At 62.5% G+C, this 21,759-nt stretch carries 17 protein-coding genes; 4 read left to right on the top strand and 13 right to left on the bottom strand.

The window, feature by feature from the left end:
- Positions 1-63 precede the first annotated feature (63 nt).
- Entirely contained in the window at positions 64-504 is a 441-nt protein-coding gene (gene uspA / locus C1N62_RS00640; RefSeq protein WP_137761823.1) for a universal stress protein UspA, read from the top strand.
- A gap of 43 nt (positions 505-547) precedes the next feature.
- Here the strand turns inward: uspA and C1N62_RS00635 are convergent, their stop codons facing one another.
- From C1N62_RS00635 to C1N62_RS00620, 4 genes are all read right to left on the bottom strand, one after another.
- Positions 548-1,402, bottom strand: coding sequence for a MerR family transcriptional regulator (locus C1N62_RS00635; RefSeq protein ID WP_137761822.1), 855 nt, complete (start codon positions 1,400-1,402; stop codon positions 548-550).
- Positions 1,403-1,553: 151 nt separating this feature from the next.
- Positions 1,554-2,309: a 16S rRNA (guanine(1516)-N(2))-methyltransferase RsmJ gene (gene rsmJ, locus C1N62_RS00630; protein ID WP_137761821.1), complete on the bottom strand. Its 756-nt coding sequence runs from the start codon at positions 2,307-2,309 to the stop codon at positions 1,554-1,556.
- 3 nt (positions 2,310-2,312) lie between these two features.
- On the bottom strand, positions 2,313-4,355 hold the full coding sequence (prlC, locus tag C1N62_RS00625) for an oligopeptidase A (RefSeq protein ID WP_137761820.1): 2,043 nt from the start codon (positions 4,353-4,355) through the stop codon (positions 2,313-2,315).
- Positions 4,356-4,476: 121 nt separating this feature from the next.
- Positions 4,477-6,147 (bottom strand): multidrug ABC transporter permease/ATP-binding protein, encoded by a 1,671-nt coding sequence (locus C1N62_RS00620; RefSeq protein ID WP_137761819.1) that lies wholly within the window; start codon positions 6,145-6,147, stop codon positions 4,477-4,479.
- A gap of 304 nt (positions 6,148-6,451) precedes the next feature.
- Here C1N62_RS00620 and C1N62_RS00615 point away from each other — a divergent pair, with 304 nt between their 5' ends.
- Positions 6,452-7,294, top strand: coding sequence for a 23S rRNA (adenine(2030)-N(6))-methyltransferase RlmJ (locus C1N62_RS00615; RefSeq protein WP_137761818.1), 843 nt, complete (start codon positions 6,452-6,454; stop codon positions 7,292-7,294).
- A gap of 10 nt (positions 7,295-7,304) precedes the next feature.
- Here the strand turns inward: C1N62_RS00615 and rnz are convergent, their stop codons facing one another.
- Complete coding sequence (gene rnz, locus C1N62_RS00610; RefSeq protein ID WP_137761817.1) at positions 7,305-8,222, bottom strand: ribonuclease Z; 918 nt, start codon at positions 8,220-8,222, stop codon at positions 7,305-7,307.
- Positions 8,223-8,367: 145 nt separating this feature from the next.
- Here rnz and gorA point away from each other — a divergent pair, with 145 nt between their 5' ends.
- Positions 8,368-9,720: a glutathione-disulfide reductase gene (gene gorA, locus C1N62_RS00605; protein WP_137761816.1), complete on the top strand. Its 1,353-nt coding sequence runs from the start codon at positions 8,368-8,370 to the stop codon at positions 9,718-9,720.
- A gap of 54 nt (positions 9,721-9,774) precedes the next feature.
- Here the strand turns inward: gorA and C1N62_RS00600 are convergent, their stop codons facing one another.
- The 4 genes from C1N62_RS00600 to C1N62_RS00585 are packed head-to-tail and all read right to left on the bottom strand — an operon-like array spanning position 9,775 to position 13,433.
- Positions 9,775-10,533, bottom strand: a complete 759-nt coding sequence (locus tag C1N62_RS00600) for an ABC transporter ATP-binding protein (protein ID WP_137761815.1) — start codon at positions 10,531-10,533, stop codon at positions 9,775-9,777.
- Complete coding sequence (locus C1N62_RS00595; RefSeq protein WP_168195784.1) at positions 10,530-11,531, bottom strand: iron chelate uptake ABC transporter family permease subunit; 1,002 nt, start codon at positions 11,529-11,531, stop codon at positions 10,530-10,532. The genes C1N62_RS00600 and C1N62_RS00595 overlap by 4 nt, the downstream gene beginning before the upstream one ends.
- The gene (locus C1N62_RS00590; protein ID WP_137761814.1) at positions 11,521-12,486 is read right to left on the bottom strand and encodes an ABC transporter permease; all 966 of its coding nucleotides are present in this window, start codon (positions 12,484-12,486) and stop codon (positions 11,521-11,523) included. The genes C1N62_RS00595 and C1N62_RS00590 overlap by 11 nt, the downstream gene beginning before the upstream one ends.
- Positions 12,486-13,433 carry a siderophore ABC transporter substrate-binding protein gene (locus tag C1N62_RS00585; RefSeq protein ID WP_137761813.1) on the bottom strand — a complete coding sequence of 316 codons (948 nt, stop codon included), beginning with the start codon at positions 13,431-13,433 and terminating at the stop codon, positions 12,486-12,488. The genes C1N62_RS00590 and C1N62_RS00585 overlap by 1 nt, the downstream gene beginning before the upstream one ends.
- A gap of 356 nt (positions 13,434-13,789) precedes the next feature.
- Here C1N62_RS00585 and C1N62_RS00580 point away from each other — a divergent pair, with 356 nt between their 5' ends.
- Entirely contained in the window at positions 13,790-15,976 is a 2,187-nt protein-coding gene (locus C1N62_RS00580) for a TonB-dependent siderophore receptor (protein ID WP_137761812.1), read from the top strand.
- Between the two features lie 145 nt (positions 15,977-16,121).
- On the opposite strand, the gene C1N62_RS00570 is transcribed toward C1N62_RS00580, so the two are convergent.
- The 4 genes from C1N62_RS00570 to C1N62_RS00555 all read right to left on the bottom strand — a co-directional run bounded on the left by C1N62_RS00570 (position 16,122) and on the right by C1N62_RS00555 (position 21,593).
- Positions 16,122-16,817 carry a DJ-1/PfpI family protein gene (locus C1N62_RS00570; RefSeq protein ID WP_137761811.1) on the bottom strand — a complete coding sequence of 232 codons (696 nt, stop codon included), beginning with the start codon at positions 16,815-16,817 and terminating at the stop codon, positions 16,122-16,124.
- A 126-nt stretch (positions 16,818-16,943) separates the two neighbouring features.
- Positions 16,944-18,554, bottom strand: coding sequence for a malate:quinone oxidoreductase (locus C1N62_RS00565; RefSeq protein ID WP_137761810.1), 1,611 nt, complete (start codon positions 18,552-18,554; stop codon positions 16,944-16,946).
- Positions 18,555-18,919: 365 nt separating this feature from the next.
- The gene (locus C1N62_RS00560) at positions 18,920-20,569 is read right to left on the bottom strand and encodes an amidohydrolase (RefSeq protein ID WP_137761809.1); all 1,650 of its coding nucleotides are present in this window, start codon (positions 20,567-20,569) and stop codon (positions 18,920-18,922) included.
- Between the two features lie 19 nt (positions 20,570-20,588).
- Positions 20,589-21,593, bottom strand: coding sequence for an alpha/beta fold hydrolase (locus C1N62_RS00555; RefSeq protein ID WP_137761808.1), 1,005 nt, complete (start codon positions 21,591-21,593; stop codon positions 20,589-20,591).
- Positions 21,594-21,759 lie beyond the last annotated feature (166 nt).

Below are 21,759 nucleotides of genomic sequence, written 5' to 3'. Positions count from 1 at the left end.
CAAGTAGAGCCGGCCAGCACTCACCCAGTGATTTTTAACCGGCTTTATGGAAGGAGTATGCTTATGGCTTACAAACACATTTTGATTGCTGTTGACCTGTCACCGGAGAGTAGGATCCTGGTCGATAAGGCCGTCTCAATGGCAAAACCCTACGATGCCAAAGTCTCCCTCATCCACGTCGATGTTAATTATTCCGATCTCTACACCGGCCTAATCGATGTCAATTTGGGGGATATGCAAAAGCGTATCTCAGAGGAGACCCACCACGCCCTGAAGGAGCTATCCCTCAATGCGGGCTACCCGATTGCCGAGACGCTGAGCGGCAGTGGCGATCTGGGGCAGGTGCTGGTGGATGCGATCAAGAAGTACGACGTGGATTTGGTGGTGTGTGGCCACCATCAGGATTTCTGGAGCAAGCTGATGTCCTCGGCGCGCCAGCTGATCAACACCATCCATATCGACATGCTGATCGTCCCGTTGCAGGATGAGGATGATGACGACTGAACGTCCTGAAAAGAAAACGCCCGCGATGCGGGCGTTTTTTTGTCTAGCCGCTGGCGCTTAAGTCCGCCAGCTCGTCGTCATTGCCCTCGGGCAGTACGCTGTCCGCGGTTGGCAGTGGCCCGTTTACGCTACTGTTGGCCGGGGCCAACCAGACGGTGTTGGCCGCGCCGCCCACCAGCGTCACCGCCATCCCCTGCTCCAGCCAGCCGTTGTACTGCGCCTGCCGCACGGCATCCAGCGGTTTGTCTGACCAGACAAAGAACTGCTCGACGTGCTCATAGCGCTCCAGCTCCGGCTCCGCCAGCGCATAGGGCAACAGCTCCACCCGCAGCCCCTCGCTCACCAGCCGCATCGCCTCCAGCCACAGCTCCAGGTTGTCTTTCATCTGCCAGGCCAGCAGCAGCACCGGTGCGCCAGCGCGTTTGCGCGCGCCATTCATCGAGAAGCTGGCGTACTCAATCACCGCCACGTCCAGCATTGCGCACTGTTGCATCAGCGCTGGCCGGCGGCTGGCACCGAGGAACAGCCGCAGGGGCCGCAGGATATCGTTGACCAGATTCTCCGCCGGCACCTCGCGCCCATAGCGCCACACCAGATGGCGCAGTTTGGCAGTCTGGTGTTTCTCCAGATGGTAGAGCAGCGCCTCTTGCTGCGCCTGCCAGCCTTGGGAAACCTGCCGGGCATCGCCAGAGAGCACCGCGCGCATCTGCGTCAGCGGCACGCCGCGTGAGACCCAGTGCAAAATCATGTGCGCCCGCGCGATGTCACCATCGGTATAGGTACGCTGCCCCCCCTCATCACGCCGGGGGTTCAGCAGGCCGTGGCGCTGCCAGGAGCGCAACGTCACCGGGTTTACGCCGCAAAGTTGGGCTACTACATCAATGCTATAGACTGCCATACCTGTTCCCTCACTTTATTTGGCGCTTTTTTAACCGCAGCTTTGCAGACCATACAGAAAAATGCCGTGAGGAGAAACTTTTTCACGGCGTTGAGTCCTGCATGGGTAAACATGCCGCGGCTCAGGAGGCGTGCGGCAGATATGTGAATGGTCAGCCAGCGGCTGTTCCGGGGTAGAGATCAAAACGGTGGGACTTGGTTTCGATGGCGGCCTGCGCCGCGATGCCCGCCAGCGGCGGTGCGTAATCCGGGCGCTTTACCACCACCCGTTTGGTCGCCAGCGCCCGCGCCGGGGCCAACAGGCCATCGGCATCCAGATCCGGGCCGACCAGTGACTGGAATACCCGCATCTCTTTTTTCACCAGCGCGCTCTTCTGCCGATGCGGATACATAGGATCAAGATAGACCACTTCCGGCCGGGGGGTGATCTCCGCCAGCGCCGTCAGGCTGGAGGCATGCAGCAGCGTCAGCCGCTCACGCAGCCAGGGGCCAATCTCCGCATCCTGATAGCCGCGTTGCAGGCCATCGTCGAGCAGCGCCGCCACCACCGGGTTGCGCTCCAGCATTCGCACGCGACAGCCGAGCGCCGCCAGCACAAAGGCGTCACGCCCCAGACCGGCGGTGGCGTCCACCACGTCTGGTAGGTAGCTGCCCTTGATGCCGACGGCCTTAGCTACCGCCTCGCCCCGCCCGCCGCCGAAGCGGCGGCGGTGCGCCATCGCACCCGAGACAAAATCGACGTAGATGGCGCCAAGCTTTGGCTCATCACGCTTGCGCAGCTCCAGCCGTTCCGGCGTCAGCACCAGCGCCATCACCGCCTCGTCGTCAGAGACCAGTTGCCAGCGTTGCGCCAAAAGCGATAAGGCGCCGGGATCGGCGCCTTCTTCACAGAGTAGACAGATGCTCACACGTTAGCCTTTGATGCCATAGTGGCGCAGCATCGCATCCAGCTGCGGCTCGCGGCCACGGAAGCGTTTGAACAGCACCATCGGCTCCTCGGAACCCCCGCGCGACAGGATGTTGTCCAGGAAGGACTGGCCGGTCTGGCGGTTGAAGATCCCCTCCTCCTCAAAGCGGGAGTAGGCGTCTGCGGAGAGCACTTCCGCCCAGAGGTAGCTGTAGTAGCCTGCCGCGTAACCGCCAGCGAAGATGTGGCTAAAGGCGTGCGGGAAGCGGCCCCAGCTTGGCGACGGCACCACCGCCACCTGTTTCTTCACCTCGGCCAGGGTTTGCAGGATCTGCGCGCCCTTCGCCGGGTCATATTCGGCGTGCATACGGAAGTCGAACATGCCGAACTCCAGCTGACGCAGGATGAACAGCGCCGCCTGATAGTTCTTCGCGGCCAGCAGCTTGTCGAGCATCTCCTGCGGCAGCGGCTCACCGCTCTCATAGTGGCCGGAGATGAACGCCAGCGCGTCCGGCTCCCAGCACCAGTTCTCCATGAACTGGCTCGGCAGTTCGACCGCATCCCACGGCACCCCGCTGATGCCCGCGACGCCAGCGGCATCGATTTTGGTCAGCATGTGGTGCAGGCCGTGACCGAACTCATGGAACAGCGTGGTCACTTCGTTGTGGGTGAACAGCGCCGGTTTATCGCCCAGCGGGCGGTTGAAGTTGCAGGTCAGGTAGGCGACCGGCTTTTGCAGCTCGCCATTGGCGCGACGCAGGCTACCGGCGCAATCATCCATCCAGGCACCGCCACGTTTGTGGTCGCGCGCGTAAAGGTCGAGGTAGAAGCTGCCGCGCAGCTCGCCCTGCTCATCGAACAGGTCAAAGAAGCGCACTTCCGGGTGCCAGGTGTCCACGTCTTTGCGCTCTTTGGCGGTAATGCCATAGATGCGGTTGACCACTTCGAACAAGCCATTCAGCACGCGCTGCTCCGGGAAGTAGGGGCGCAGTTGCTCATCGCTGATGGAGAAGAGATGTTGCTTTTGCTTCTCGCCGTAGTAGGAGAGATCCCAGGCTTCAAGCTCATCCACGCCGTAGTGCTCTTTGGCGAAGGCACGCAGTTGCGCCAGCTCCTGCTCACCCTGCGGGCGGGCACGTTTTGCCAGATCCTGGAGGAAGTCGAGCACCTGCTGTGGGCTTTCGGCCATCTTGGTCGCCAGCGACTTCTCGGCATAGGAGCGGAAGCCCAGCAGTTGCGCCAGTTCGTGGCGCAGCGCCAGCTCTTCGGCCATCACGTCGCTGTTGTCCCACTTGCCAGCGTTCGGCCCCTGATCGGAGGCGCGGGTGCCGTAGGCGCGGTACATCTCTTCACGCAGCGCCTGGTTGTCGCAGTAGGTCATCACCGGCAGGTAGCTTGGGATATCCAGCGTCAGCAGGTAGCCCTCTTGCTCGCGTGACTCGGCCAGCGCCTTGGCGGCGGCCAGTGCGCTCTCCGGCATCCCGGCCAGTTCATTGGCATCGGTGACCAGCTTGCTCCAGCCCATGGTGGCGTCGAGCACGTTGTTGCTGTAGGTGGAACCCAGCTCTGACAGGCGGGTGGAGATCTCGCCGTAACGCTTCTGTTTTTCCGGCGACAGGCCAATGCCTGACAGCTCGAAATCACGCAGGGCGTTATCCACCGCCTTCTGCTGCGGGCCGGTCAGGCGGGCAAAGTGCTCGCCGCCTTTCAGGTCGCGGTAAGCCTGATAGAGGCCAGCGTGCTGGCCGACCCAGGTGCTGTATTCAGAGAGCAACGGCAGGCACTGCTCATAGGCGGCGCGCAGTTCCGGGCTGTTTTTGACCGAGTTCAAATGGCTGATGGGCGAGAAGATGCGGCTCAGGCGGTCATCGGACTCCGCCAGCGGCTGGCAGAGGGTGTCCCAACTGTAGGGCGCGCCCTGCGCCACGACCTGCTCTACCGTTTTGCGGCACTCATCCAGCGCGGATTCCATCGCCGGCACAATGTGTTCAGGTTGGATCTTAGAGAAAGGCGGCAGGGTAAAGGGCGTCAGCAAAGGATTTGTCATAAAGCAGTCCTGGTTGTCGTTGTGGGCCAGCGGGGCCTGTCGCCCGGCCGGCTGTCAGGGCGCGCGAGCGCCCCGCGAAAAAGGCTAATGACTCATAACATGAGGCCAAGTGTAGTGAAAATCAATGCACCTCGCTGCGCGTCAGCACCCGGTCAATCTGCGCCACCGCGTCACGGCTCGCGTCAAGGCGGGCCTGGCCGGTCAGCTCTTGCAGGTGGCCGGTGTGCATCTCCAGCAGGCGATCGGCATGTTCGAAGTAGTGATCGTCATGGCTGATCGCCACCACCGTTTTGCCCATGCGGTGCAGCTGGGGCAGCAGCTCGCGGTAGAAGATGCGGCGGAACTGCGGATCCTGATCGGCGGCCCACTCATCCAGCAGCAGGATGTCACGCTGCTCGGCGACCGCCATCAGCAGCGCCACGCGTTTGCGCTGCCCTTGGGAGAGTTTCAGGTTGGTGATGCGCCCCGCCTTCCACTCCAGCTTCTCCGCCATCTTCAGCCGTTGCAGCCACTCCTCCACCAGCGCGGCGTCAGGTGCTTCGCCCGCTGGCCCCAGCGCCTCGCCAAACAGGTGGAAATCGGTGAAGACCGCCGAGAAGAGCGCGCGGAACGCCGGCAGGTTATCCGCCGTCACGGGCTGGCCATCCACCAGCAGCGTGCCGTCGGTTGGGGTGTAGAGGCCGGTCAGCAGCATCGCCAGCGTTGACTTGCCGCTGCCGTTGCCGCCAATCAGGAACACCAGCTCGCCACGGCGCAGCGTCAGGTTGATGGGGCCAATGGTGAAGCCGCCCTGTGCATAGCGGAAGGTCACGTCACGCAGCTCCAGCGTCTGCCAGTTGGCGGGCGCGGCCGGGGTGGTAAAACCGGGCTGGTGCGGCACCAGCTCCAGCGATTTCAGCTTGCGGAACGCCACCTGCGCGCTGAGCAGCACCGGCAGCGCGCCCACCGCCTGCAACAGCGGCGTGCGCAAAAAGAGCAGCGTCAGGGAGTAGGTGGCGGCGATGGCGGTGTTGGCCCAGCCCAGACTGTTGGCCATGAAGAACACCGCGCCGATGGCGCCGAGCATCATGATGTTCGACCAGTTCACGGCGCTGAGGTGGAAGGTATCGGCGCGGATCACGTGGCGGCGGTACGCCTGCGCGTTGCGCGTATACTGGCGCTCAAACACATGGCGCGCCCGTGCGCGGTTGAGGGTCAGCTCTTTGCGGCCGTCGATCACCGTCTGGTAATCCTTATACAGCTCATCTTCCGCCTCGCGCACGCTGCTCAGGTGGCGGTAGACGCGCGCCACCAGCAGCCAACTGCCCACCAGCGTGACGATGATCCAGAGTGCGGTCACCACCAGCATTTTCGGCGACAGCCAGGCCAGATAGGTGGCGCAGCCGACGGTCAGGATCAGCCCCTGCAACAGCTCCGGCAGGCGCACGAAGGCCAGCGTGATGTTGCGAATGTCGCTGCTCAGGCTGGCCTGTAACTGGGCGCTGCCAAGCTGCTCAATGCGTTCGACGTGGGTGTCGAGGATGCGCTTGATGTACTCGCTGCGCAGTTGGTAGACGAAGTGGTGGCCGAGGGTGGTCAGCGCCAGTTGCGAGCCAAGCGTCACGGCCATCAGCAGTGCCAGCAGGCCAAGGAATTCAGGCAGCACGGAGAGCGATCCGCCAAGAGTGGTGATCAGCCGGGTGTTGATGAATGCGATCAGGCCAATCCCCAGCGCGGCGCTCGCCAGGCTGAGAAGGATAACCATCAGGAAGGGCCAGCGGTACTGGCGAAAAACAACACGCAATAACTCCATGAGCCTGCTCTTTGTCAGTGGGTTCCAATGAGCTGGCATTGTAAACGGGAGGGGGGTGATAGCAAGGAGAATAGCCGCCACCGCGCGTTTCCTGGAACCTGTCTCGCAGGATGCGTGCAGGCTTTTCCCTTTTTCGTGGCGAGACAGTTTATACTGTGCCCTGCACCCCCCGCCCGTGCGGCGGGGCCTGCATTATCGCCCGCTGGCGCGTCCAGCGCGCCTGTTGCCCGTTGGGCAGCCTGTTGCGGCGAGTGCTTTTGCCCGATGTCGCCGTGCATCTTTAATACCGGAACCCATTACCGCCATGCTTAGTTACCGCCACAGCTTTCACGCCGGCAACCACGCCGATGTCCTGAAACACACCGTCCAGAGCCTGATCATTGAGTCGATGAAGGAGAAGGAGAAGCCTTTCCTCTATCTGGACACCCACTCCGGGGCCGGGCGCTACCAGCTTAGCGGCGAACATGCGGAGCGCACCGGTGAGTACCTGGAGGGCATCGCCTGCCTGTGGCAGCGGGATGACCTGCCGGCGGAGCTGACCGCCTATATGGAGGCGGTGCGCGCCTTCAACCGCAGCGGCACGCTGCGCTACTACCCCGGCTCGCCGCTGATCGCGCGCCACCTGCTGCGTGAGCAGGACAAGCTGCACATGACCGAGCTGCACTCCAGCGACTACCCGCTGCTGCGTTCCGAGTTCCAGAAAGACCCACGCGCCAAGGTGCTGAAAGCCGATGGCTACCAGCAGCTGAAATCGCAGTTGCCGCCGCTCTCCCGCCGTGGGCTGGTGCTGATTGACCCGCCCTACGAGCTGAAGACCGATTATCAGGACGTGGTGAAGGGGATTCAGGAGGGGTACAAGCGCTTCGCCACCGGCACCTATGCGCTCTGGTACCCGGTAGTGCTGCGCCAGCAGATCAAGCGCATGACGCGTGACCTGGAGGCGACCGGCATCCGCCGTATCCTGCAAATCGAGCTGGCGGTGCGCCCGGACAGCGACCAGCGCGGCATGACCGCCTCTGGCATGATCGTCATCAACCCGCCGTGGAAGCTGGAGCAGCAGATGAACAGCGTGCTGCCGTGGCTGCATAAGGTGCTGGTGCCCTCCGGCAACGGCCACACGCTGGTGAAGTGGATCGTGCCGGAGTGATGGCGCGGGCCTACACCTCAAACTCGGCGAAATCGCGCGCCAGTTCGGTATGAGGGAAGATGGCACGGCACTCATCCAGCAGCCGCTGGCAATCCGTGAAGTTGTAGCGTGAGCTGAAGTGGGTGGCGATCAGGCTCTTCGCCCCCGCCAGCCGGGCGGCGGTCGCCGCCTGCACCGTGGTGGAGTGGCCGCGCCCGTTGGCCTTCTCCGCCATTGCCGCCTCCAGCGTGGTTTCATGCACCATCACGTCTACCCCGTCGGCCAGCAGATCGGAAACGGGCGTGGGCGCGGTGTCACCGAAAATGGCCACCGACTTGCCTTTGATGGGCGGCCCGAGATAGTCCCGCCCGTCAATCACGCGGCCATCCTCCAATTCCACCGTCTCCCCCAATTTCAGCCGCTGATACCAAGCACCACGCGGCACGCCGTCAGCGCGCAGCCGCTCGCCATCCAGGTAGCCGGGCTTGTCATGCTCCTCAATCCGGTAGCCGTAGCACTCAATCACGTGGTTCATCGGGTAGGCGGTGACCTTGACCTTGCCGTCATCGCACACCAGCCCGCTGCCAATCTCAACAATTTCCATCGGGAAGGTGACGAACGAGCCACTCAGCGCCAGGCTGGTCTCCACAAAGGTGCGCAGCCCCTTTGGCCCGTAGAGGGTCAGCGGCTCCGCCACGCCGCCCATCGAGCGGCTGGTGAGCAGGCCCGGCAGGCCAAAGATGTGGTCGCCGTGCAGGTGGGTGATGAAGATTTTCTCCAGCTTGCCCGGTTTCAGCGGGCTGCGCATAAACTGGTGCTGGGTGCCCTCGCCGCAGTCAAACAGCCAGGTGCCGCCGCTGCGCGTATTGCGCAACGTCAGGGCGATGGCGGTGACATTGCGTTGCAGGCTGGGGGTGCCGGCACAGGTGCCGAGAAATGTGAGGCGCATACTGAGTGTCCATCCCGTCAAACAACATTAACTATCATGAATACTTTCTTCCTATCACAATCATAGGCGCAAACTTTGCGGTGATTGTACGAGTAGCGTTAAACTCTATGGCAATTTTTCTTCTCACCCAGATGGAACACATTCGATGACCAAACATTACGACTACCTTGCAATTGGTGGCGGCAGCGGCGGTATCGCGTCGATCAACCGTGCAGCCATGTACGGCCAAAAGTGCGCGCTCATTGAAGCCAAGGCGCTGGGCGGCACCTGCGTGAACGTGGGTTGTGTACCGAAAAAAGTGATGTGGCACGCAGCGCAGATTGCTGAAGCGATTCACAACTACGGCCCGGACTACGGCTTCGACACCACCGTTAACGCCTTTGACTGGAAGAAGCTGGTTGCCAACCGTACCGCGTACATCGACCGTATCCACACCTCCTACGACAATGTGCTGGGCAAAAATAACGTCGACGTGATCCGCGGCTATGCCCGTTTCGTGGACGCCCACACCGTTGAAGTGAACGGTGAGAAGATTACCGCTGACCATATTCTGATCGCCACCGGCGGCCGTCCGAGCCACCCGCAGATTCCAGGTGCCGAGTATGGCATCGACTCTGACGGCTTCTTCGATCTGGAAGAGATGCCGAAACGCGTGGCCGTGGTGGGCGCGGGCTACATCGCCGTTGAGATCGCCGGTGTGATGAATGCGCTGGGTGCCGACACCCACCTGTTCGTGCGCAAGCACGCGCCGCTGCGTACCTTCGATCCGCTGATCGTCGATACGCTGGTGGAAGTGATGAAGGCAGAAGGCCCGAACCTGCACACCGACTCTATCCCGAAAGCGGTGGAGAAGAACGCTGACGGCAGCCTGACCCTGCACCTCGAGAATGAAACCAGCGTGGAAGTGGACTGTCTGGTCTGGGCGATTGGCCGCCAGCCAGAGACGGACAACATGAACCTTTCCGTGACCGGCGTCGAAACCAACCACAAAGGCTACATCGTGGTGGACAAGTTCCAGAACACCAGCGTGCCGGGCATCTACGCCGTGGGCGACAACACCGGTGCGGTGGAGCTGACCCCGGTGGCCGTGGCCGCGGGCCGTCGCCTCTCTGAGCGCCTGTTCAACAACAAGCCGGAAGAGCATCTGGACTACAGCAACGTCCCGACCGTGGTCTTCAGCCACCCGCCGATTGGCACCGTGGGCCTGACCGAGCCGGAAGCGATTGAGAAGTTTGGTGCCGATGAGGTGAAAGTGTACAAGTCGGCCTTCACCGCCATGTACACCGCCGTGACCCAGCACCGCCAGCCGTGCCGCATGAAGCTGGTCTGCGTGGGCAAAGAGGAGAAGATCGTCGGCATCCACGGCATTGGCTTCGGCATGGACGAGATCCTGCAGGGCTTCGCCGTGGCGCTGAAGATGGGCGCGACCAAGAAAGATTTCGACAACACCGTGGCGATCCACCCGACCGCCGCCGAAGAGTTTGTCACGATGCGCTAAGCATCCAGCCATGAAAAAAGGCCAGCGCATGCTGGCCTTTTTTATGCCGCCCATTCAGCGGTAGTAGACTGCCACATACTGCCCCTGCACCTGCTCGATGCAGACCTCGGTGTCAAAAATCTCCTCCAGAATCGCCGGCTGCATGATGGTGGCGGGCGCGCCCCGGTAGATCACCTGCCCCTCTTTCATCGCGATGATGTGGTCAGAGTAGGCCGAGGCAAAATTGACGTCGTGGATCACCAGAATGATGGTTTTGCGTAGCTCATCGGCGGCGCGGCGTAGCTGTTTCATCATCGCCACCGCGTGCTTCATGTCGAGGTTGTTTAGCGGCTCATCCAGCAGCACATATTCGGTGTCCTGACACAGCACCATCGCCACGTAGGCGCGCTGGCGCTGGCCGCCCGACAGCTCATCCAGATAGCGATCTTTCAACGGCAGCAGGTTGAGGAACTCCATCGCGGTGTGGATGTGGCGGCGATCCTCCTCCGTCAGCCGCCCCTGCGAGTAGGGGTAGCGGCCGAAGCCGACCAGATCCCACACCGTCAGGCGGCTGGTGAAGTGGTTCTCCTGCCGCAGCACCGACAGCGTGGTCGCCAGCGTTTTGCCGGGGGTGGTCGCCACGTCCAGCCCGTTGACCCGCACCTGCCCGGCGTCCGGCGTCAGCAGGCGGCTGATCACCGACAGCAGCGTCGATTTGCCCGCGCCGTTGGCCCCGATAATCGACGTCACGCCGCCAGCCGGGATGCTCTCCGTCACCGCTTTCAGCACCTGCGTCTGATGGTACTTTTTACTGATGCCCTTGATCTCAATCACACCGCCGCCTTTTTGATTAACAGGAAGATAAACAGCCCACCGCCGACAAACTCAATCACTACTGACAGGCTGCCTGACATATCCAGCAGACGCTCGAGAATGAACTGGCCGCCGACCAGCGTGATCACGCCAATCAGGAACACGCCCGGCAACAGGTAGCGGTGCTGGTGCGACGCCACCAGCGGGTAGGCCAAATTGGCGACCAGCAGGCCGAGGAAGGTCAGCGGCCCCACCAGCGCGGTGGAGATGGCTACCAGCAGCGATACCAGCAGCAGCACCCACATCACGTGCCGCGAGTAGTTGACGCCAAGGTTAATGGCGGTGTCGCGCCCGAGCGCCATGACATCCAGACAGTGGCGCATCCGCCAGATGGCAACCGCCACCAGCGCACAGGCCACCGCCGAGAGGGCGATCAGCTCCGGCGCGGCGCGGGTGAAGGTGGCGAAGATCCGCCCCTGTAGGATGGCGAACTCCCCCGGTGACAGCAGCCGTTGCAGCAGGCCAGAGAGGCTACGGAACAGGGTGCCGCACACCAGCCCAACCAGCAGCACGCGGTGCAAATTCACGCCCGCGCCAGCCAGCAGCCAGCGGTAGAGCAGCATCGAGAACAGCACCAGCAGCAGAGTGTCGCAGAGGAACTTGCCGACCACGCCGAGCATCGCCAGCCCGTTGGCGTCAATCAGGAAGATCAGCAGGGTCTGCATCAGCACGAACAGCGCCTCCAGCCCCATGATCGACGGCGTCAGGATGCGGTTGCTGGTCACGGTCTGGAACAGCAGGGTCGCGACGCCGGAGGCGAACGCCACCAGCGCCATCGTCGCCAGAATCTGGCCCCGGTAGCTGAGCACGTAGGCGAGGTTGCCGCCGATGCCCCAGGTCATGAACAGCGCCGCCGCCAGCAGTGCCAGCCCGGCCATCACCAGCAGCCGCTTGCCGGGCGCACTGAGCGGCGCACGCGCCGGGCGGGCCACATGGGCATTGCCATAATCAGCCTGCATGGCGTTGGCTCCTTAAAATCAGCAGCAGGAAGACCGCCGCGCCAATCACCCCGAGGATCACGCTCACCGGGATTTCGAACGGGTAGATGATCAGCCGGCCAATGATGTCGCACAGTACCACCAGCGCGCCACCGCACAGGCAGACCCACGGCAGGGTGCGGCGCAAATTGTCACCCATCGCCATGCTGACGATGTTCGGCACAATCAGCCCGAGGAACGGCAGCACGCCAATCACCACCACTACCACGCCGCTGACCATCGCGATGATCGCCATGCCCAGCATCATCACCTGCGCGTAGTTCAGCCCAACGTTGACCGCGAACTCCCGCCCCATGCCCGCGACGGTGAAGCGATCGGCGATCAAGCAGGCGAGCAGCGTCAGCACGCCGACCAGCCACAGCAGCTCATAGCGCCCCTGCAACACGCCGGAGAAGTCCCCTGACTCCCAGCCGCCCAGCGACTGCAACAGATCCAGCTTCATCGCCAGAAAGGTGGTGACGGCGCTGAACACCGCCCCCAGCATGATGCCCGCCAGCGGCACCATCAGCGGCGACTTCATGCGCATCCGGTTGAGCATCAGCACGAACAGCAGCGTGCTGCCGAGGGCGAACAGCGTCGCCACCACCATCTTCACCATTACCGGCGCGCCGGGGTTGATCGCCATCACCAGCAGCAGCCCCAGACTGGCGGACTGCGTGGTGCCCGCGATGGAGGGCTCGACAAAGCGGTTTTGCGTCAGCATCTGCATAATCAGCCCGGCAACGCTCATGGCGCTGCCCGCCAGCAGCAGCGCCAGCGTGCGCGGGACGCGGCTCACCAGAAAGATGTCGCGCATCTCCGGGTCAGACCAGAGGTTTTGCAGCGTCACATGGCCCGCGCCAATAAACAGGCTGCACCCCGCCAAGGCCAGCAGCAGCGCCAGCCCGGCGGCAAAGCCCAAGGTTTGGCCGCGCATCACTGCCCTGCGCTGTCCAGCGCCGCGCTGATCTTGTCCATCATGCGGCTGTAGCTCTGGATGCCGCCCGCGATGTAGAGCGACGCGGAGTCAAGGTAGACCACATGCTGGTTTTTCCAAGCGTTGGTCTTCTCAATCAGTGGGTTATCCAGCACCTGCTGGGCGGACTGCCCCTCCGGGCGGCCGATGGCGTTGTCACGATCCATCACGAACAGCCAGTCCGGGTTGGCGTTGAGGATGAACTCCGAGGAGACAACGTTGCCGTGCTTGCCGGTCTGCGGGAAGCTGCTGGCCGGTGTGAAGCCCAGCTCATCAAACACAAAGCCAAAGCGCGAGCCGGGGCTGTAGGCGGACATCTTGCCGCCGCTGATCATCAGCACCATCGCCGAGCCAGCGTTGGCGGATTTGGCCTTCAGCGCGGCGATCTGTGCGTCGAAATTGCTGAGCAGTGCCTTCGCCTCCTCTTCCTTGCCAAACAGCGAGGCCAGTTGCTCAGTGCGCTGCGTCAGGCTTTGGGTGAAATGTTGCGGATCGACATCCAGCGCGATGGTCGGCGCGATGGCGCTCAGTTTGTCATAGGCGTCATGGGCGCGGCCGCCAGCGATGATCAGGTCAGGCTTGGCGTTGCTCAGCGCCTCGTAGTTTGGCTCAAACAGCGTGCCAGCGTTCAAGTAGCTGCTGCCGCTGTATTTTGCCAGGAAAGGCGGCAGGTGGGAGTCAGTCTGCGGCACGCCCGCGACGCTGATGTGCAGGGCGTCGGCATTGTCCAGCGTCGCCGGGTTGAGGATCACCACCTTCTGGGGATGCAGCGGCACCTGTGTGCTGCCCTGCGCGTGCTCGAGGGTAATTTTGGGGGCGGCGTCAGCGTCCTTGGACGCGCTATCACAACCCGTCAAAGCCAGGGCGGCCGTTACGGCAGAAGAAAACAGGGCAACACGTAAGCGCATTTCATCTCCTAAGCGAATGGACATCACTGTAAATAGTAATGATTACTATTCTTGTTCCTGTCTGGATAATACCCGATGAAGGTGCAGGATGAATAGCGTACTTGCTGCAATCGCTTTGGCAGGCGTGGAGTGGGTTACGCCCTAAAAACGCCTCTTTTTGTCCAGAAAATAGCGTTATTTATTAAGGTACTAATCGACAAGAAGAAGAAAAAAACGGCGCTTTTTGCCCGCTCTTTCTGGCCTGCCCAAATTGTGAAGAAATTGTGAGTTTTCTTCTGTTGATATTTAAATAAAAATAATTATCATTACCATAAGCATTTAATTACAATTTCACATAAAAAAAGGGGTTTTTCTTAATGGACGCCACACATTCTTACAGATTACGGCCGTGCGCACTGTTGCTGGCCGGGCTGATTAGCGGTCACGCTTATGCGGCAGAGTCCCTGTCCAGCGCGGCCCCGACCGAAAGTGGCGAGGTGATGACGGTGCAGGCCACCGCCGAGCAGGAGTTGAAGCAGCAGCCCGGCGTCTCCATCATTACCGCCGAAGACATCAAGAAAAACCCGCCTGTGAATGACCTCTCTGACATCATCCGCAAAATGCCGGGCGTCAACCTGACCGGCAACAGCGCCACCGGCAGCCGGGGCAATAACCGCCAGATCGACATCCGTGGCATGGGGCCGGAGAACACGCTGATCATGATTGATGGCGTACCGGTCACGTCGCGCAACGCAGTGCGCTATAGCTGGACGGGCGAGCGCGACAGCCGTGGCGACTCCAACTGGGTGCCCGCCGAGATGGTCGAGCGCATTGAGGTGCTGCGCGGCCCGGCGGCGGCGCGTTACGGTTCCGGCGCGGCAGGCGGCGTGGTGAACATCATCACCAAGCGGCCGACCAATGACTGGCACGGCTCGCTGTCGCTGTTCACCAACCAGCCGGAGGATGACAAAGAGGGGGCGACCAAGCGCGCCAACTTCAGCCTCAGCGGCCCGCTGGCTGGCGATGCCCTGACCATGAGCCTCTACGGCAACCTCAACAAGACCGACGCCGATGCCGCCGACATCAACCGCCAGCAGAACGGCTCCTATGCCGCGGGCCGCGAGGGGGTGCGCAATAAAGACATCAACACCCAACTCTCCTGGAAGATCACCCCGACGCAGATCGTGGACTTCAGCTACGGCTACAGCCGGCAGGGCAATATCTACGCCGGCGACACCCAGTACAGCAACGGCAACCTCAGCCCAGGTGGGCTGGTGGACACGCTGTATGGCGACGAGACTAACCGCCTCTACCGCCAGAGCTACGGCATCACGCACAACGGCATCTGGGATTGGGGCCAGTCGCGCGTCGGCGTCTACTACGAGAAGACCAACAACACCCGTTTGCAGGAGGGCAGCACCGGGCGCGTGGAGGGGATGATCAACAGCACCGACTACAGCACCAGCCGACTGGAGAACACCCGCGCCAATGGCGAGCTGATCCTGCCGCTCGCGCTGTGGGTTGACCAGACCATGACGCTCGGCGCGGAGTGGAACCGCGAGCAACTGGACGATCCGGCCTCGATGCAGGCGACCAGCGCGTCTGGCGTCATTATTGACGGTGCCTCGGGCGATCCGTCCCAGCGCAGCAGCAAAAACAGCGCCGAACTGAGCGCGCTCTACGTTGAGGACAACATTGAGGCCACGCCCGGTACTCACCTCATTCCCGGCCTGCGTTTCGATTATCACAGCAAGTTCGGCGCCAACTGGAGCCCGAGCCTGAACGCCTCACAGGAGCTGGGCGAGATGTTCACGCTGAAGGCGGGCATTGCGCGGGTCTTCAAATCACCGAACCTCTACCAGTCGAGCAAGGGTTACCTGCTCTATACGCGCGGCAATGGCTGTCCGGTGGGCATCACCGCCAACTGCTACCTGCTGGGCAATGACGATCTGGATGCGGAAGTGAGCGTCAACAAAGAGATCGGGCTGGAGTTCTCCCACAACGGCTACCACGCGGGCATCACCTACTTCCGCAACGACTACCGAAACAAGATTGTGGCCGGTACCGATGTGGTGGGCACGGCATCCAACGGCTATAACATCCTGCGTTGGGAGAATGGCGGCAAGGCCGTGGTGGAAGGGCTGGAAGGCAACCTGACGGTGCCGGTGCTCGACTCGCTGGAGTGGCGCACCAATGCCACCTACATGATCACCTCGGAGAGCAAAGAGACCGGCAACCCGCTGTCGATCATCCCGGAGTACACCATCAACACCATGCTGGACTGGCAGGCGACCGACAAGCTCTCCGCCAACGTCAACTGGACGATGTATGGCCGCCAGAAGCCGCGCACCACGCCTGAAAACCACGTGGCGATCGCCGACACGGAAGTGGGTGCCTACTCCGTGGTCGGGCTGAACGTGAACTATGACCTGATCAAGGATCTGCGCCTGAACGCTGGCATCAACAACCTGTTCGATAAGCGTGTCTACCGCGCCAATTCCGGTGCCTCAACCTACAACGAGCCGGGCCGCGCCTACTACGCGGGCGTCACCCTCTCCTTCTGATCCGCCCTACCCGCGCCGGCACCCGCCGGCGCAGTCTCACCCCTGCCAGGGGTTCAGCAACGCCACCCGCAACCCGACGAAATCCGCCACATTGCGCGTCACCACGGTCATCTCATGGCAATGGGCCGTGGCGGCGAGATACCCATCACCCCTTGAGCTTCTCCGCTGCCCGCAGCGTGGCCTGTCGACGCTGCTCGGTAAAGGGGGCGACGGCCTCACGGGCGGCCTTGCGGATGGCGGTGGGGGCGGTGCGCGGCGAGCCGGTATCAAAGGGCGGGGCCGGGTCATACTCCATGTGAAGCTGGAGAGTCTGCGCCACCTCCTCGCCATAGAGATCCGCCACCACTGTCAGGGCGAAATCGAGGCCGGAGGTCACGCCCGCGCCGGTGATGCGGTTGCGGTCACGCACCACCCGCTCCGCCACCGGGCGCGCGCCCAGCAGCGCCAGTTGGTCGAGTGCCGCCCAGTGCGAGGTGGCGCGGTAGCCCTGCAACAGGCCAGCGGCACCCAGCACCAGCGATCCGGTGCAGACCGAGGTCACCAGCTTCGCGCCCGCCGCCATGCGCCGCAGGAATGCCAGCGTCTCCTCATCCTCCATCAGCGCCACCTGCCCCGGCCCGCCGGGCACGCAGAGGATATCCAGCGGCGGGCAGCCGTCGAAGGTGGTGGTCGGCAGCATCGCCAGCCCACGATCCGAGCGCACCGGCTCCAGATCTTTCCAGATCAGGTGCAGGCGGGTATTGGGCGCGCGCGAAAATACTTCATATGGGCCAGTGAGATCGAGCTGGGTCAGGTTGGGAAACAGCAATAAACCGATGGACAGGGGGGTTGGGTTCAACATGCGGCGGCTCCGTGTGGCGCAGGGGGAGCCTCTACCCTCGCTGTTTTTGCCGCGCCCAGCAAGTGGCAATTGCCCTCAGCGCGCGGGCGTGCGCCATAAAAAAGCCCGCACGGGGCGGGCTTTTTTTCAGAGCGCGGCGACGGCGGCCGGCTCGGCCTGTGGAGCCGCGTCCTGCTGCGGCGGCAGGCTCTCCAGCTCCAGGATGCGGCTGGTCTCCTGCAACACCTGCTCGGTCAACGCCGGGTTGCCATCGAGCGACTGGCCGTAGGAGGGGATGATCTGCTTCAGCTTCGCCTGCCAGGCCGGTGAGGCAACTTTGTCTTTGAAGACGCGCTCCATCAGCTCCAGCATGATTGGCGCGGCGGTGGAGGCTCCCGGCGAGGCCCCGAGCAGCGCGGCGATGGTGCCATCCTGCGAGGTGACCACTTCGGTGCCGAGGCGCAGCACGCCGCCCTTCTTCTCATCTTTTTCAATGATCTGCACGCGCTGGCCAGCGACCCACAGCTTCCAGTCCTCTTTGCGCGCCTGCGGGAAGTACTCCTGCAACGCCTTGTGGCGATCGTCGTCGCTCAGCATCAACTGGCCAACCAGATACTTCACCAGATTGAAGTTATCGATGCCGACGTGGGCCATCGGCATGATGTTGGAGGTGCGCAGGCTGCCGAACAGATCCCACAGCGAACCGTTCTTCAGGAACTTGCTGGAGAAGGTGGCGAACGGCCCGAACAGCAGCACACGCTTGCCGTCCAGCACTCGGGTGTCGAGGTGCGGCACGGACATCGGCGGTGCGCCGACCGTGGCCTTGCCGTAGACCTTCGCCATGTGCAGCTTCACCACCTCCGGGTTTTCTGTCACCAGGAACTCGCCGCCGACCGGGAAGCCGCCGTAGTTTTTCGCCTCCGGGATGCCGGACTTCTGCAACAGCGTCAGTGACGCGCCGCCCGCGCCGATAAAGATGAAGCGGGTGCGAACCCGGCGCTCTTTACCGCCGTTCTGCATGTCCGCCACGGTCACGGTCCAGGTCTGGTCGGCGTTGCGTTTGATGTCGCGCACTTCGTGGCCCATCTTGTGGGTGAAGCGGTCGCTCTTCTTCAGCGAGGTGACCAGTTGGCGCGTCACCTCACCAAAGTTGACGTCGGTGCCGGTGGCAATGCGGGTGGCCGCCACCTTCTGCGCCGGATCGCGCCCCGCCATCACCGCCGGGATCCACTGGTGCAGGGTGGCCGGGTCTTCGGAGTACTCCATGCCGCGGAACAGGCTGCTCTGTTGCAGGGCCGCGTGGCGCTTACGCAGGAAGTTGATGTTCTCTTCGCCCCAGACGAAGCTCATGTGTGGGACGCTGTTGATAAAGGAGCGCGGGCTTTGCATCACATTGCGCTGAACCTGATAGGCCCAGAACTGGCGTGAAATCTGGAAAGCCTCGTTGATCGCCACCGCCTTGCTGATGTCAATTGAGCCATCTGGCTTCTGCGGCGTGTAGTTCATCTCCGCCAGCGCGGCATGGCCGGTGCCCGCATTGTTCCAGCCGTTGGAGCTCTCATCCGCTACCGTGGAGAGGCGCTCGTACATGTGGATCTGCCACTCCGGCTCCAGCTCTTGCAAGTAAGCGCCCAACGTCGCGCTCATGATGCCGCCGCCAATTAACACAACATCAACGATCTGCTTTTCCTCTGCCGCCGCTTGCGTAACCGACATTACCGTATTCAAGCAAAGCGCATTGGCACGTAGTTTGTTCATAACCCGTCTCTGCATCCTTGAAAAACAATAACTTCATGAAAATAAAACATGCTGAGTAGTACAACGTCAGCAATGTGTGCATCGCGGCGTTGCATCCTTTATTCCCACAACCGATGAAAGTTTAATATTTAACATTTCTTTTACATATCTGGTCAAGAAATATGAAAAATTCAACTTTTCATTATCAATATAACATCGTTGTGAGCCGGGCTAAAAAGGATTTTAAACTTTAAAATTTGTCAATAGAAAAGGTGTGGTTATTGCGAAGGTCGGCGAAGAGTTGCGCAAATCGAGGAAAATTTCCGCTACGGTTTGCGCAGCGGAAATGCATAGTTATTCAGCAAACCTGTTATTCAATAAACCTGTTATTCAGCAAACACGATGCGTCCACCCACCATGGTCAGGGTAGCGCGCAGGCGATGGATCTGGTCAGCGGGCATCGTCAGGTAGGGCTGGTCGAGCACGGCGAGGTCGGCCAGCATACCGGGTGCCAGCGTCCCCTTTTCATGCTCCTCGAAGGTCAGCCAGGCGGCGTTGGCGGTGTAGAGCCGCAGCGCCTCCAACCGGCTCAGAGCGAGGGCTTTGTCACGCTGCACCGCCTGCCCGGCACTTTGGCCGGTGACGTCATACTCCAGCGCCTGCCAAATGGCGAACTGCCCGATGCGCGCCGCGTCGGTGCCGCCCACCACTTTCACCCCGGCATCCAGCGCCTGACGGATTGGTGGCGCGGCCTCCGCGACGGCGTGGCCGTTGGCCTCCGCCAGCGCGGGTGCCTCAAAGTACGGCCCCATCTGCACGCTGTAGGCCAGCCCCAGCTTTTTCATGCGCGCAAAGGTGGCTGGCGTGCCAGTGTTGAGATGGGCGATCGCCCAGCGCAGATCCTGCAACGGGTAGCGCTGCGCCACCCGCTCAAACACATCCAGAATCTGCTGGCCGGCATCGTCGGTGTAGGCGTGGATCTCCAGCGGATAGTGCCGCTGCGCGGCGAAGGTCGCCACCTGCTCCAGCGATTCCAGCGCCGCTGGCGGGGCGCGGAAGCCCGGCCCCATCTGCACGCCATCATTCATGCCCGGCACCAGCAACTCGCCCATGCCGAGGAAACGCAACTGCGCATCGCCCAGCCGGGGCGGCAGGTAGGCCAGGGTATCAGCGAACCATTTGGCCTCCTCTCCCGGTTGCTGAACCGACACGCGGTAAGCGACGCGCAGCGGCAGCGCCTGCTCGCGGTGTAGCCGGAACAGCGGCGCATAGATGGCTGGCCCGGAGCCGCCACCGGCGGCATCCACCAGCGAGGTGACGCCATAGCGATTGAGCTGGCGGAAGAAGGCCAGCAGGCTGTCGCGCTGCGCATCGGCGGAGGCAGCCGGGGCGATGGCGGCGGAGAGCCGTGAGAAGGCGGCAATCGAGCCGCTGACCCGGCCGGTCAGGCGGCCCTGTTCGTCCCGCTCCAGCGTCAGCCCCTCAATGGTTTTGCCCTGATCCAGCCCCAGCGCACGTAGGCCAGCGTGGTTCAGCAAGCCGTAGTCATAGAGGTACTGTACATAGGCCGGGTTGTCTGGCAATGCCTCATCCAGATCCGCCACCGTCGGCGCACGCTTCTCGCTAAACTGCGCCGGATGCCACGCGCCCTGCACCGTCACCCACTCGCCCGTGCCCAGTTGCCGCGCCCGCCGCTGCAACTGCGCCAGCCCTGCGCGCAGGCTCGTCACGCCATACCAGTACTCCTCCCGCAGGTAGCCCTGCCCGGCGCGGATGGCGTGGATATGGGTGTCGTTCAGGCCGGGAATGACGGTCTTGCCAGCCAGATCGATCTGCCGCCCGCCGTAGGCGCGCGCCTGCTGGCTGTCGCCGACGAACAGGATACGCTCGCCCTTGATGGCGATGGCCTGCGCCTGCGTGTCCGCGTCATCCATCGTCAGCACCGTGCCGTTATAGAGCACGGTGTCCGCCCGATCCTCCGCCCAGACCGGCAGCGCCAGCATGGCCGTCAGCAACAGCGTCAGGGGGTGTCGCATGGTCGCTCCTGTGCGGCGGTTAACCCGCGTTGGCCGGTTTCAGCCAGCCCATCAGCGCCTGATGGAAGGCAGCCGGATCCTGGATCTGCGGCGAGTGGCCGAGCGCCGGGAACTCCACCAGCGTCGAGTGCGGAATGGCGGCGGCGGTGCGCTTGCCCAGCTCCTCATAGCGGCCCAGTTTCGGCTTCAGCGCCGCCGGTGCCTGCGCCTTGCCGATGGCAGTGTTGTCCTTGCCGCCAATCAACAGCAGCGTCGGCATCGTCAGGTGCGGGAACTCATACACCACCGGCTGAGTGAAGACCATGTCAGTGGTCAGCGCCTGATCCCACGCTACCTTCTCCTTGTCCGGCCCGGCGTACATGCCAGCCTGCATCATCACCCAGCGGTCATACTCCGGCTTCCAGTGGTCGGCATAGTAGGTGCTGCGCTGGTAGGCGCGGATGGAGTCGGCATTGGTTTTCAGCTCGCCCTGATAGGCGGCGTCCACCCCCTGCCACGGCACGCCAAGCGCCTTCCAATCCTCCAGCCCAATCGGGTTGACCAGCACCAGTCGCTCCACCTGCTGCGGGTACATCAGCGCATAGCGGGTGGAGAGCATCCCGCCCATCGAGTGGCCGAGCACCGTCAGCTTCTGCACGCCCAGTTTCTCCAGCAGCGCATGGGTGTTGGCCGCCAATTGCTGGAAGCTGAACTGGTAGTGCTGCGGCTTGGAGGATTTGCAGAAGCCAATCTGGTCAGGCACCACCACGCGGTAGCCAGCCTCGCTCAGGGTGGTGATGGTCTGCTCCCAGGTCGCGCCGCAGAAGTTTTTGCCGTGCATCAGCATCACGGTCTGGCCGTTGGGGCGGGCGGGTTTGACATCCATATAGGCCATTTGCAGCGGCTGGCCCTGGGAGGTGAAGTGGAAACGCTCCACCGGGTGCGGATAGGGGAAAGCAGACAGCTCGGCATCATAGGTCGCCGGGGCGGCCAGCGCGGCAAGGGGCAACATGGCCAGCGCGGCGGCCATCACACACAGTTTCATCGGGCAGGATCCTTTTGTCGGTCACTGGTTGGCCATAAAACCGTAGCACATCCTGCCCGTGCCACTGGCGGCCGGGGCAAAACTGACCAATCTTTACGCAAACGGCCGCCCACGCGCCGATTGCACAGGGAGCGGCCAGACAGCGCAGGCCGCTCGGCTATAATTA

Source organism: Nissabacter sp. SGAir0207 (assembly GCF_005491205.1).
Lineage (GTDB): Bacteria > Pseudomonadota > Gammaproteobacteria > Enterobacterales > Enterobacteriaceae > Chimaeribacter.
The sequence above is the reverse complement of the archived record's forward strand: the minus strand, read 5'-3'. Positions and strand labels throughout refer to the sequence as shown.

Excerpts from the sequence above, each read along its gene's own strand:
- C1N62_RS00555 (WP_137761808.1), bottom strand. The coding sequence starts at position 21,593 with ATGAAACTGTGTGTGATGGCCGCCGCGCTGGCCATGTTGCCCCTTGCC.
- C1N62_RS00595 (WP_168195784.1), bottom strand. The coding sequence starts at position 11,531 with ATGCAGGCTGATTATGGCAATGCCCATGTGGCCCGCCCGGCGCGTGCG.
- C1N62_RS00580 (WP_137761812.1), top strand. The coding sequence starts at position 13,790 with ATGGACGCCACACATTCTTACAGATTACGGCCGTGCGCACTGTTGCTG.
- C1N62_RS00635 (WP_137761822.1), bottom strand. The coding sequence starts at position 1,402 with ATGGCAGTCTATAGCATTGATGTAGTAGCCCAACTTTGCGGCGTAAAC.
- C1N62_RS00620 (WP_137761819.1), bottom strand. The coding sequence starts at position 6,147 with ATGGAGTTATTGCGTGTTGTTTTTCGCCAGTACCGCTGGCCCTTCCTG.
- C1N62_RS00560 (WP_137761809.1), bottom strand. The coding sequence starts at position 20,569 with ATGCGACACCCCCTGACGCTGTTGCTGACGGCCATGCTGGCGCTGCCG.
- uspA (WP_137761823.1), top strand. The coding sequence starts at position 64 with ATGGCTTACAAACACATTTTGATTGCTGTTGACCTGTCACCGGAGAGT.
- C1N62_RS00615 (WP_137761818.1), top strand. The coding sequence starts at position 6,452 with ATGCTTAGTTACCGCCACAGCTTTCACGCCGGCAACCACGCCGATGTC.
- C1N62_RS00590 (WP_137761814.1), bottom strand. The coding sequence starts at position 12,486 with ATGCGCGGCCAAACCTTGGGCTTTGCCGCCGGGCTGGCGCTGCTGCTG.
- prlC (WP_137761820.1), bottom strand. The coding sequence starts at position 4,355 with ATGACAAATCCTTTGCTGACGCCCTTTACCCTGCCGCCTTTCTCTAAG.
- C1N62_RS00565 (WP_137761810.1), bottom strand. The coding sequence starts at position 18,554 with ATGAACAAACTACGTGCCAATGCGCTTTGCTTGAATACGGTAATGTCG.
- C1N62_RS00570 (WP_137761811.1), bottom strand. The coding sequence starts at position 16,817 with ATGTTGAACCCAACCCCCCTGTCCATCGGTTTATTGCTGTTTCCCAAC.
- C1N62_RS00585 (WP_137761813.1), bottom strand. The coding sequence starts at position 13,433 with ATGCGCTTACGTGTTGCCCTGTTTTCTTCTGCCGTAACGGCCGCCCTG.
- rnz (WP_137761817.1), bottom strand. The coding sequence starts at position 8,222 with ATGCGCCTCACATTTCTCGGCACCTGTGCCGGCACCCCCAGCCTGCAA.
- gorA (WP_137761816.1), top strand. The coding sequence starts at position 8,368 with ATGACCAAACATTACGACTACCTTGCAATTGGTGGCGGCAGCGGCGGT.